Origin of the sequence: Maribacter zhoushanensis, from assembly GCF_029350975.1 — a bacterium.
GTDB lineage: Bacteria > Bacteroidota > Bacteroidia > Flavobacteriales > Flavobacteriaceae > Maribacter > Maribacter zhoushanensis.
The window spans coordinates 338,340-350,484 of record NZ_JARKMR010000002.1; the positions used below are offsets into that span (position 1 = coordinate 338,340).

At 35.1% G+C, this 12,145-nt stretch carries 13 protein-coding genes and 1 riboswitch; of the genes, 7 read left to right on the forward strand and 6 right to left on the reverse strand.

Annotation, left to right across the window (positions count from 1 at the left end):
• Positions 1-2: 2 nt before the first annotated feature.
• Together PXD56_RS08110 and PXD56_RS08115 are read left to right on the forward strand one after the other, a co-directional pair.
• The gene (locus tag PXD56_RS08110; RefSeq protein ID WP_276492833.1) at positions 3-737 is read left to right on the forward strand and encodes a flavodoxin family protein; all 735 of its coding nucleotides are present in this window, start codon (positions 3-5) and stop codon (positions 735-737) included.
• 48 nt (positions 738-785) lie between these two features.
• Positions 786-2,531, forward strand: a complete 1,746-nt coding sequence (locus tag PXD56_RS08115) for a thiamine pyrophosphate-dependent enzyme (RefSeq protein ID WP_276492834.1) — start codon at positions 786-788, stop codon at positions 2,529-2,531.
• A 101-nt stretch (positions 2,532-2,632) separates the two neighbouring features.
• Here PXD56_RS08115 and PXD56_RS08120 read toward each other — a convergent pair whose 3' ends face one another.
• The 6 genes from PXD56_RS08120 to PXD56_RS08145 form a co-directional block, all read right to left on the reverse strand.
• Positions 2,633-3,397: a phosphoribosyltransferase family protein gene (locus tag PXD56_RS08120; RefSeq protein WP_276492835.1), complete on the reverse strand. Its 765-nt coding sequence runs from the start codon at positions 3,395-3,397 to the stop codon at positions 2,633-2,635.
• Positions 3,398-3,401: 4 nt separating this feature from the next.
• On the reverse strand, positions 3,402-3,947 hold the full coding sequence (locus tag PXD56_RS08125) for an NADAR family protein (RefSeq protein ID WP_276492836.1): 546 nt from the start codon (positions 3,945-3,947) through the stop codon (positions 3,402-3,404).
• A gap of 10 nt (positions 3,948-3,957) precedes the next feature.
• Positions 3,958-5,412 (reverse strand): nicotinate phosphoribosyltransferase, encoded by a 1,455-nt coding sequence (locus PXD56_RS08130; protein ID WP_276492837.1) that lies wholly within the window; start codon positions 5,410-5,412, stop codon positions 3,958-3,960.
• 10 nt (positions 5,413-5,422) lie between these two features.
• Entirely contained in the window at positions 5,423-5,860 is a 438-nt protein-coding gene (locus tag PXD56_RS08135; protein WP_276492838.1) for a nucleoside 2-deoxyribosyltransferase domain-containing protein, read from the reverse strand.
• Between the two features lie 98 nt (positions 5,861-5,958).
• On the reverse strand, positions 5,959-6,633 hold the full coding sequence (locus PXD56_RS08140) for an NUDIX hydrolase (protein WP_276492839.1): 675 nt from the start codon (positions 6,631-6,633) through the stop codon (positions 5,959-5,961).
• Between the two features lie 109 nt (positions 6,634-6,742).
• Complete coding sequence (locus PXD56_RS08145) at positions 6,743-8,353, reverse strand: hypothetical protein (protein WP_276492840.1); 1,611 nt, start codon at positions 8,351-8,353, stop codon at positions 6,743-6,745.
• Between the two features lie 164 nt (positions 8,354-8,517).
• Positions 8,518-8,611: riboswitch (TPP riboswitch) on the forward strand.
• A gap of 117 nt (positions 8,612-8,728) precedes the next feature.
• Here PXD56_RS08145 and thiS point away from each other — a divergent pair.
• The 5 genes from thiS to thiH all read left to right on the forward strand — a co-directional run bounded on the left by thiS (position 8,729) and on the right by thiH (position 12,145).
• Entirely contained in the window at positions 8,729-8,917 is a 189-nt protein-coding gene (gene thiS / locus PXD56_RS08150) for a sulfur carrier protein ThiS (RefSeq protein ID WP_276492841.1), read from the forward strand.
• 36 nt (positions 8,918-8,953) lie between these two features.
• Positions 8,954-9,589 carry a thiamine phosphate synthase gene (locus tag PXD56_RS08155; protein ID WP_276492842.1) on the forward strand — a complete coding sequence of 212 codons (636 nt, stop codon included), beginning with the start codon at positions 8,954-8,956 and terminating at the stop codon, positions 9,587-9,589.
• Between the two features lie 21 nt (positions 9,590-9,610).
• Positions 9,611-10,198 (forward strand): thiamine phosphate synthase, encoded by a 588-nt coding sequence (gene thiE / locus PXD56_RS08160; RefSeq protein ID WP_338088442.1) that lies wholly within the window; start codon positions 9,611-9,613, stop codon positions 10,196-10,198.
• A 66-nt stretch (positions 10,199-10,264) separates the two neighbouring features.
• Entirely contained in the window at positions 10,265-11,029 is a 765-nt protein-coding gene (locus PXD56_RS08165; RefSeq protein WP_276492843.1) for a thiazole synthase, read from the forward strand.
• Positions 11,030-11,032: 3 nt separating this feature from the next.
• Positions 11,033-12,145, forward strand: a complete 1,113-nt coding sequence (gene thiH / locus PXD56_RS08170) for a 2-iminoacetate synthase ThiH (RefSeq protein WP_276492844.1) — start codon at positions 11,033-11,035, stop codon at positions 12,143-12,145.

Below are 12,145 nucleotides of genomic sequence, written 5' to 3' on the forward strand. Positions count from 1 at the left end.
CTATGAAAAAGACAGATTTTAGTACGTTAAAAGCAATTTTCATCAACTGTACCTTAAAGAAATCACCATCTAAAAGTCACACCCGTAATTTAATTGATGTGTCTGCCAAGATTATGAAATCTGAAGGAGTTGATGTAGAAATTTTAAGACTGGCAGATTATGATATACCTGTTAGTGTTCAGCCAGATATGACCGAGGCAGGTTATGATAAGGATGATTGGCCTGCAATCTATGATAAGGTTATGGCTGCGGATATTTTAGTGATCGGTACACCTATTTGGTTGGGCGAGCGTTCATCGGTAGCCACTAAACTTATAGAGCGTTTATATGCTATGAGCGGCTACCAAAATGACAAAGGGCAATACGTGTATTATGGCAAAGCCGGTGGTTGTATAATTACAGGTAACGAGGATGGCGTTAAACATTGTTCTATGGGGCTGTTATATGCATTACAGCATATAGGTTATAGCATATCGCCGCAGGCAGATGCCGGGTGGATCGGTAGCGTTGGTCCCGGACCCAGTTATGGAGATACGGAATGGGATAGTGAAAAAATGGATCCACCAGTAGGTTTCGATTCGGAATTTACTAACCGAAACACCACTTTTATGTCTTATAACCTTATGCATTTAGCAAAAATGCTGAAGGATAACGGTGGATATCCATCCTACGGAAACTCAAGAAAAGATTGGGATGACGGTACACGATGGAATTTTGAAAATCCGGAATATAGATAAACAACGGATGATTTTTACATCCAATTATAAAATTTAAAGAATACTATTATGAGTAAAAATGTATCAGAACAACTACTCGATATTTTACAAAGTGTTGGAGTAGATAAAATATACGGAGTAACGGGCGATGCCTTGAATTTTTTTGTGAAAGCAATTGAAGAGAGAGACACTGTGGAATGGATCGGTATGAAGCACGAGGGCAACGCATCTTTTGCAGCCTTTGGTGATAGCCAAACAAGTAATAAATTGGCGGTATGCGCAGGTACTGTTGGTCCAGGTGCTTTGCATTTAATAAACGGGTTGTACAATGCTAAAAAAGAACGTACGCCGGTAATTGCCATTACAGGTCAAATTAACCAGAAACAACAAGGTACCAACTATTTTCAAGAGGTAGATTTAAAAAAGGTCTATGATGATGTTTGTGATTATCAGGCAGTAATAGAAACTCCTGAACAGGCACCCATGGTCATACAACGCGCCATTAAAATTGCGATGGCAAATAATGCCGTTTGTAGAATAGAGCTGCCCGTTAACGTTGCCGAAATGAAAGCGGAAAATGAGGAATTTATTCATCCTATTAAAAAGTATATATCTCATCTAGTGCCCGATGAAGCTAGTATAATTGAAGCAGCTAAGCTTTTAAATGGAGCTAAAAAAGTAGGTATTTTGGCAGGTGATGGTTGCCGTGAGAGTCGCGCTGAAGTACTAGAATTAGCCAAGAAATTAAAAGCACCAATTACCCATAGTTTGCGTGCAAGTGATATTTTTGATCATGATACTAATAATGTAGTAGGTTTAACCGGCTTAATAGGAAATCCTTCTGGTTATAATGCTGTTATGAAATGTGATTTATTATTGATGCTAGGAACCGATTTTCCATATATAGATTTTCTTCCACATAAAACAAAAACGATACAAGTAGATATACGCCAAGAAAATATTGGGAACAGAACATCGGTATCCCTTGGTGTTTGGAGTGATATATCATCATTTTTAGAATTATTGAATCCACAAATCGAGCAAAAAAGCGATTCCGACTTTTTAGATAAATTAAGAGGTAATTTTAAAGATTGGAGGGCTAATATGAAAGAACAAGCCTCCCCTACCCGTGACCATGAACCTTTACACCCACAAATATTTGCTGATTTGGTAAATGAACATGCCGCCAACGATGCAATTTTTACAGTAGAAACAGGTACTTCGGCCATTTGGGCGGCACATCATATATCTTTTCATAGTCAAAGAAGGCTTATTGGTTCTTTTAACCACGGTTCTATGGCTGTAGGTCTGCCTTCTGCCATTGGTGCACAATTTGCCAATAAGAATAAAGAAATATGGGCTTTCTGCGGTGATGGAGCATTTAATATGTCTATGCAAGATTTTATAACCGCCGTTAAACATGAATTACCAATAAAAGTACTGGTATTCAATAATTCTGAATTGAGCTTTGTAAAATTGGAAATGGAAGAAGCAGGATTAGCAGCGAGTTTAGATGCCTTACATGAAACCAATGTAAATTTTGCCGAATATGCGAAACTTTGTGGTGGAGAGGGTGTAAGAGTAGAACATGCTGAAGATATAGATGCAGCCATTATACAGGCCAAAGCGAGTAAAAAACCATTTATTATCGATGCCGTAGTGAGCAGTGGCGCATTGTCATTACCACCACATATCGGTTTAAAGGAAGCTATAGGTTTTGGAACATCTAAAGTAAAAGAAGTTGGTCAAGTAATTAGTGGAGATAAGGGACAATGGGATAACCTTAAAAAGGAATTGTATTCCTATTTTGATTAAAGCTTGTCTGGTTATAGTATTATAACTGCACCATATTTTAAAAGTGATTTTTTATATCTCAAATGTCAGATATAAAAAATCACTTTTTATTTAATTGAATTTTATACCCCACCTAACTTAAACTGCGTCACAAAATCATCATCAATATCTTTATAGCTATTGGTGCAATAAACATGGTCAATGGTTTCTTTTAATTCTTCAAAACCATAGTTGAATTGTGCGTGGGTAACATATAGAAAAACTTTTGCGGCACCTTGTTTTTTCAACGCTTCTGCCAAAAATTTGAATGTTCTTCCACCATCGGCAAGATCATCCACAATTAGACATTGCTTGTCTTTGACATCACCTTGAATACTAATTACCGGAGCACCATCTACTCGTACTTTGTTAGAAGGTACCAAATCGGCATTTAGCTTTTCTGCAATTTCATGGGTAGTTTTATACGCACCAGCATCTGGACTTACCAATACCGGATTCCCAATGCTATTAAAAGCCTGTTCAACGTAGTCTATATGAGATATTTTTTCAGAATTATCAATTAAAGCTAATGAAATAGGACTATGCGGATGTAAGATAGAAACAGCATCGAATTTCATGTCGTTAATGAACTTGCAAATGACTTTTAAATCGAACGACTCCCCTTTATTGAATCGTCTATCAGAACGTTGTCCAATGAGGCAAAATATAGTCAGTTTAGCTATCGCTGTTTTGTTGGTCGCATTTTCAGCATCCCAAGCTTCTTTTATGGCAGCAGCTTTGAATAAATCTTCATAACTGTTTCCTCTAATTTTAATATGAATATCTCCGCCTTCAGTGATTTTAGCAGCTACTTGTCCGTCTTTAAATTTTTTAATTTCGTATTTCATATGATTATTTTTTTAAAGAGTCTCTAACTTCCATTAAGGCATATCCTAATAAATTTTGGCCTTTCCACATATCCGGATTTTGTATATTTTCATCATTTGCCGTCATCCCAATTCCCCAAATATTATCATAAGGGCTAGCCTCTACTAAAATTCTATTGTTGGTACTAAGCAAAAAGGTAAGCAAATCTTCATTTTGTTTAAACTTTAAATAATTTCCCTTTTTTACTATATCATATTTATGTCTATCCCAAATATCTGCATCAAAGTTGATAATTTGTCTTCCAAATTTTTTAACCTCCCCAGCTGAGCCACTTTGTAAAATTTTAGATAATATGTCTTCATTAACAAAGAGTCTTGCTTTTTCAGCCATCATCCAGTGCTCAGCCGTTAAATAAGTAATTCCTTCGTGCTCAAATCCTTTTTCAAACCATTGACTAAAGCAGGATTTGCCTATTTGACCATTATTGAGTGGTTGATGCCCCCAGAAAAATAGGTATTTAACCTCCATTTCTTCAATCTGATTCTTTAACCATTTATTACTATATTTCATAAGCTATAAATTAAAGATTCGTATTAATACGTTCTCTTATTTCTTGTATGCTTTTTTGATTTGCAAATTGTCCGTTTTCATAAATCACTTGTAATTCGCCCGTGTTTTCCTCTTCAGGTGTCACTTGGTCTACTAAGGCATATTCTCCATCTTGTAATGCCACTTTGACTAATCCTTTAGCAGATTTTTTAACTCCGTCATCGGTAATAGGGTCTTTAAAAATTTCTCTGCGTTCACCATTTACTACAACAGAAGTTGCTTTCATAGCAAAACCAAAGGTGTCTCTAGTATTAAATTGGTAGGTAAATGAACCAATACCCAATACCACGTTGGTCGTAGCAAAACCTTTATCACTTAAACGCTGACAGATAGCCTCTGCCCTTTCAGTGGTAATACTGTCACCATAAATAGCGCCTATATGACTATCCAATACTTTATAGCCCTGTTCGTTTAGGGTACCGCCAAAAATATCCCAAAGCAGCTCTACCACCCCTTTATCTTTTGGAGTGTTACTGCCAAGAGTGGCAGACTCACCACAAATGATATCTACAGGATCTCCGCTATCTGGTCTAATCACTAATTTACCATCTCTTGATAATACCTCTTCTTTAAGCTTTGGAAGGTAATCTGTGAGTACTTTCCATAAATCCCACGTATCACTAACTACAGATAAAATTCCTGTAGGATACGTATTCATTAAAGCTCTAAAGGTACCAATCTCATCATCTTTTGTACCGGCACACATTACGGAATGTTCAGTAGCATTTACAGAACCAACTACAAAACCTTTAGCTTTATAGTAGTGACGTAAACTACTGATTACCGGTAGGGTATCTGAACCTAAGAATACAGATGCATGACCCATACCAGATGAAATGGCACTTTGCAAGCCGCCCATACCTCTCATAGAAAAATCGTGCCCTTGAAAATCAATGAAAGCCAAGTTGTCCTTATCAGTCTTTAGGGTCCATTTTTTGAAAATTCGTTTGTAACATAATGCAATAGAAGCCGATGTCATTGGCTGCCATAACATGGTAGATAAGATGGTTTCCAGGAAATTAGTAATCCAATAGAATTTTTTATCTGTATTTACAACGGTAACCATTGGTACTCTAATGGGAACCTCTACCCCTTCAACTATAGATTTTACTTTAATTGGCAAGTATTGAAGGTCGTGCAGTTCCTCATAATGTGTAACATCATAATCAGTGCCTAAATAAAGCGATAATTCTTCTTTTAGTTCATTACAAACCTGTGCTTTTGGCTTAGAAAAGAAGTTGTCTTGAAAATAATCATGCAACCATTTAAAAACATATTGTTGTCCAAAAGAAACTACTTTATCACAACCTTCAGGAGCATATTTATTGCTTCTAGGGGTCCAGTTAGAATATACCTCTTCTGTACCTTTAGGGTATTGTTGGTGGTGTCCTGTTTTATAACCGTCTGTTAATAGTAATCCGTTCATAATCTTAAATTTAGATACTGTTTTTCAACAGTGTTTTCGCTTCTGTAATGTTATTGAATATTGGTGTGTTGTACTTGTTGCAAAGGATGTTTACATAATTGCTTTTGTAAAATTCATGCGGACAAATGACGATGAGTTTTTCCGAGTTCACGTATAATCCTAATTCTACCAAAGAAATTGGTGATAATGCATTTGGTAGAAAATTAAGTAGAATCATGTCTGCAAGTTGTAAGGCATCTAGTTCCCATTGTACATGACGTTTCATTTGTTCATCATTTAAATTATTGTGATGTACATGTGTAGGGTCAAAAATATCATGGGCGCCAAACTCGGCAATTACTTTTGCTCTCCAACTCCCCTCTTGTTTATGATCCATACTACCTGCTAGAAAAATAGAACGCTGGTTACTATTATTTATTGGTAGTATGTCGTTAGATGTATAAATCATGAAATGAATTTGCGTAATTATAACGCAAATATAAAATATAATTTAAGTTCGCAAAGAATTATTTGTGTTTATTTTACGCAAATTAAAAAAATAGTAGTTTAGATTTCGAAGATGATACCCTCCTTTTTGAGCTTGAAGTACCTATTTTTATTGAACATGAAGAGGTTTGCGGGTCTGCCGGAACCTTTAGATACTTTTTCGTCTAACTCGTCCAAAATATTTAAACCAAGCATTTTCTTTCTGAAATTACGTCTATCTATATCCCTACCTAAAACAGAAGTATATAGTTTCTCAAGGTCAGAAAAAGGAAATTTGGTATCCAATAATTCAAACCCTAAGGGTTCATATGTGATTTTTGCCTGTAACCGTGTTATGGCAAGTTTTAGAATCTCGGCATGGTCAAAAGATAGTTCAGGTAAATTATTGATAGTAAACCACTGTGCCTCTTCCGCATCGGTCGAAGCAGAAAGTTTAAAAGCACTAGGTTTTATCAAACCGAAATACGCAACGGAAACTACTCTGTTTCTTGGATCTCTATTAAGTTTTCCAAAGGTGTATAATTGTTCTAAGTAATTAATCTTGATTCCCGTTTCTTCCTTCAGCTCCCGCTCTACCGCTTCTTCTAAAGATTCCGAGTCTGTAACAAATCCGCCGGGTATTGCCCATTTCCCTTTAAAAGGTTCATATTTTCTCTTGATGAGTAAAACGGATATGGTTTCAGATTCATACCCAAAAACCACGGCGTCAACAGAAAGCTTTATAGATTGTTGCATACTATGCGTATATTTTAAGCTAAAATATGGAATTTTTATGTGAAGCCTACTCTGCTAGTACTAGATGTAAATTTGCCTTTGTTTAAAATATTATTCGTTTTAAATTTTATTAAAATTTTGGCAAACTATTCATCATCTGTTGTTGCATCATTTGATTATGAAAATACATTTGTTGTTGCCACTGCCAATCCCATAGCCAGTTTGTGTCGTTTGATCTAGAAAAAGTTTTATAAAACTGTCTGTGCTCAAAATTAATTGGTAAAAGAAAAGTACAACGGTCGTTTTTATTTTCGAGTTTAATTTGTTTAAATCTTATAGTACTCTTGCCTTCATCTGTTAAATACGCATTATAAAAAGGTAAGATGTTTTTTTCAAGAGTACTATTATTGGCATTCAATATCTCATAATTTAAAACTTTGCCTTTATAGTCTGTTAGTATTTGCAATAACATAGAGCCTTCGTAATCTTTTGAAAGAATAGTTTCGTTGAAATATTTATTCGTTTCCAAAAATGCTCTTAAACTATTGTTGAATATCTCAAATTCAATAGGATTTTCATAATTGGAATATCGATATAGTTTTCCATCGGACGACTGTTCATGAGATGAAATGACAATTTTTTTATCTAATTCATAATTAATAGTGTTGCTAGAATTTTCAATTGAAACAGTTATTGAATTATATGTTTTAATTTTTTCTTTACCAATTTGAACAGCTCTTCGCTTTAAGATGTCGGACTTTTTGGCTCTCTGAAATTTAACATAATCAAAGTGGAAAAGAAGACTCCCGTCTTTATATTTTTTAGAAGACATTAAATCACCGAATTCATAAATACGTTCCATTTTTATTTCATCTTCATTATAAACTACTAATTTCCCATGGCGTTTTAAAGGATATAAAGAAGAATAGTTGAGTTCATATAACTTTTGCTTTTTATCATTACTTATCTCAACAGTATAAATAGAATCATCAACCGCTGTAACTTTACCATAATAAGCCGCTAAATCTGGTTTTTTTACTTCTCTCCATAGTTTGTCATAAAATATCCTTGTGTTGTTCTTGTAGTGATTATAATACTCTTCGCATTTTAGAGTATTCAAAAAATCATTGATAGTTAGTTCTTGCTTATCATAAAATTTATTTAATTCATTATAGACTTTAAAAAACCTAAGTATTTTTTTGGGATGATCTGTATTAATATCTAGTTCTTCCCACTTTTCTTTTTCAGATTTCTTTAATTGAAGAATTTTCTTTTTATTAACTGCACCACTTTTAATATTGTAATACATAGCATAGTCAGCTTCTTCAGATTCACCCAGGTATTGTAAGACTGTTGGTGTTTTAATAGTTTGATCTCTGAGATATATATTCTTTGAAACTATAAATGAATCTATTTTGGTTGTGTAATATGCTAGGTTAGTCATATCGATTTTCGTGTAAGAGTTTTCACGAAAACTTTTTACTTTGATTTTTTGTTCATTTTGCATCCATATTAATGCAGGAATACCTTCTGCTTCATTATGTAAATAGTACATCCCTTTTTCATAATTTTCAACTTCATTTTCCCAATAAAAATTAAGTCCATTATACTCTTCATTTAGAAATGAATCATAGGTGTCAAAAACTATTTCTCCATTAGGCGTATGGTTGAAGGGAATTTTGTTCTGTGCGATAAAAATAAAAGGGAACAATAATAAAAAATGAAATATAAAAATCTTCATAAAAGCTTTAATTTGAAAATACATATTTAACAAACTTAATATTAATTAACGTTTATTACTTCAATGATTTTAGTCCTGCTTAATTCAGAAGGAATTTCTCTAGTAAAAATTAATAATTTCATTTTCAAAAGCACCTATCTACCATCTAATTCTTAAATTAGCAATGTAGACTTTAGGAGTAGCTATTTCATAGTTTGAGAAATATCCTTTGAACCTGATTTGATTCATATCAACGTAGGAAAAAGTTATCGGAATTTATATTCTGTGCTTTCCAATTTTCATTTCGTTTTTTATTCCTACTGTTTACACATTAATCAAAATCAATATTGAAATATGCGATTTGATAAATTAATATGACAGATGATAAATATTAAAGTGAATAACACCCCTCACCTATTAAAACCCAATACCACGCTCAATGAAATCATTGACGAATTAGGTATTTCTGTTAAAGGAATCGCCGTTGCAGTGAATGAAAATATTATTTCTAAAACAGAATGGAAAGTCAAAACGCTGAACGAGAATGATGAGGTATTAGTCATTAAAGCAACACAAGGTGGATAGAAATAAGGTTTTCACTAAGAAACTTAACTCAAAAGTATGATTGTACTAATAGCACCAGAAAAAGATATACCTAATGAAATTGAAATACTACATCAGTTATTTCAAGAGGGTTTGGTATATTATCATTTGAGAAAACCATTTAAAAATTATCAAGAACATTGCGATTACTTAGATGCAATTGATGAAAAATACCATAGCAGAATTGTGGTGCATCTTTTTCATGAATTGGTCAATGCATATGATTTAAAAGGTGTTCATTTTCAAGAGCAAAAAAGAATAGACCATATTGACAACCCTGGTCAATATTTTAAAAAGTTGGATATGTACGGTAAAACCATCAGTTCTTCTTTTCATGATCCAGAAGTATTGGCACAGTGCGATTTTGAGTTCGATTATCATTTACTGAGTCCCGTTTTCTCGTCCATTTCTAAAGAGGGATACGAAGGCAAAGGGTTCAATGTCAATCATATCGATAAATATATTGTAGGTATGGGCGGCATTAATGATGAAACAGTAAATCCTACTATCAAGCTTGGTTTTAAGGGTATAGGAGTGTTAGGCGGAGTATGGAATATGGAAAATCCGGCAGAGCGCTTTGTGGCATTGAAAAAGCAATATGGAGTTGCCGTTCAAGAAAAGAAGAGAACATCCATCAGAAATAAAAATTTTTAAGCATTTAGGTAAAGACAGAACATGATACCAACATTACATTATATATCGCAAGGTAAGACTCCGCAAGAGCATTTAGAGAACATACAGAAAGCATGTACTTCTGGCGTTGAATTGGTGCAATTACGATTAAAAAACCAGTCAGAAAAAGTGGTACATGAAACTGCCATACAAGCAAGGGAAATAACGGCGAAGTATCAGACCCGATTAATTATAAACGATTATTACAAAGTAGCCGCTGCGGTAAAAGCGGACGGTGTGCATTTGGGTAAAACCGATACTAGCCCAATTACCGCCCGCAAAGTATTGGCTTCATGGCAAATTATTGGCGGTACAGCGAATACGCTTGAAGATTGCGAAGCGCTTATCGCTAAAAAAGTGGATTATATTGGCTTGGGACCATTTAAATTCACGGAGACCAAAGAAAATCTGAGTCCCGTTTTAGGCTTGAATGGTTACCTGACCATACTTGAAGAATTGAATACAAGTGTACCCATTATTGCCATTGGTGGCATTATCGCCGATGATATTACCGCAATAATGAAAACAGGTGTTCACGGCATCGCTATTTCGGGTGAAATACCAGGAACTTCAACAGCATACCAGAATTGAAGAAGCTAATCAACGGAGGTCCGATACAAGAAGAACGTTGGATATCAGAAGAAAAAAGAAAATAATATGTTACAAATAGCGGATAAAAACTTTACCTCAAGACTGTTTACCGGAACGGGAAAATTCAGTTCATCTCAAGTAATGAGAGAAGCTTTATTAGCCTCTGAAAGTGAATTGGTTACGGTTGCGTTAAAACGTGTGGATGTTGAAGATGAACAAGATGATATTTTACAGCACTTAAATCATACCCATATCCACCTATTGCCAAATACATCGGGAGTGCGTAATGCCAAAGAAGCTGTATTTGCGGCACAATTATCTCGTGAAGCTTTGGAGACTAATTGGGTGAAACTAGAAATACATCCTGATCCAAAGTATCTTCTCCCCGACCCTATAGAAACCCTAAAAGCAGCCGAAGAGCTGGTGAAATTAGGATTTGTGGTCATGCCTTACATTCATGCCGACCCCGTATTGTGCAAAAGATTAGAAGAAGTTGGTACGCAATGCGTAATGCCTTTGGGAGCACCAATTGGGAGCAATAAGGGGTTAAAGACTCAAGATTTTCTAGAGATTATTATTGACCAAAGTAATGTGCCGGTAATTGTAGATGCCGGTATCGGTGCGCCTTCACATGCTGCCTATGCGATGGAATTAGGTGCAGATGCCGTGTTGGTAAATACGGCGATAGCAGTTTCTCAAAATCCAGTGGAAATGGCAAAGGCATTTAAAATGGCAGTTGCTGCTGGTAGAATGGCTTTTGAAGCAAAATTGGCACCTGTAGTCCACAAAAAAGCAGCAGCCAGTAGTCCGCTAACCAGTTTTTTAAATTAGAACATGAGCAGTTTTAAAAACGTATTCGATACTTATAATTGGGAAGAGACTTTACAAAGCATATTTTCTAAAACAGAAGACGATGTGTTACGTGCATTAAGTAACGCTAAAAGAGATTTAGAAGATTTTAAAGCATTGATTTCGCCTGCTGCCAAACCATATTTAGAAGAGATGGCACAATTGAGTAGGCAATTGACGAAAAAACGTTTTGGGAATACCATACAAATGTATTCGCCCATGTATTTAAGTAACGAATGCCAAAACATTTGTACCTATTGCGGATTTAGTATGACCAACAAGATTCCTCGCCGTACGTTGACCGATGCTGAAATATTAAAAGAGGTTGCCTATATAAAATCGAAGGGTTATGACCATATTTTATTGGTGACAGGTGAAGCTAATAAAATAGTTGGTGTTGATTATATCAACAATGCCCTGAAACTTATTCGTGCCCAGTTTTCTAATATTACTATAGAAGTACAACCTTTATTACAAGATGAGTATGAGCTATTGATTGATAATGGTTTGTATGCGGTATTGGTATACCAAGAAACCTACCATAGAGAAGAGTATAAAAAACACCACCCGAAAGGTAAAAAGTCGAACTTTGATTTTAGATTAGATACTCCGGATCGCTTAGGTAAAGCCGGAATTCATAAAATAGGATTAGGCGCTTTATTCGGATTAGAAGATTGGCGTGCAGATAGTTTTTTTACTGCCTTACATTTAAAGTATTTACAGAAGACCTATTGGAAGACGAAGTACTCCATTTCTTTCCCCAGATTAAGACCGCATTCGGGCGGATTGGAGCCTAAGGTGGAAATGACCGACCCAGATTTGGTACAGCTAATTTGTGCCTTTAGATTATTGGATGAAGATGTTGAATTGTCAATGTCTACACGAGAAAGTGAAGTGTTTAGAAATAATATTGTGAATCTAGGAATTACCTCCATAAGTGCCGAGTCTAAAACCAACCCAGGCGGTTATGCCGTTGCACCAGAATCTTTAGAGCAGTTTGAAATATCTGACGAAAGACCAACAGAAGAAATCACCGCTATGCTGAAGGGTAACGGACTTGATGTCGTTTGGAAAGACTGGACTAATAATTGGGAGTAA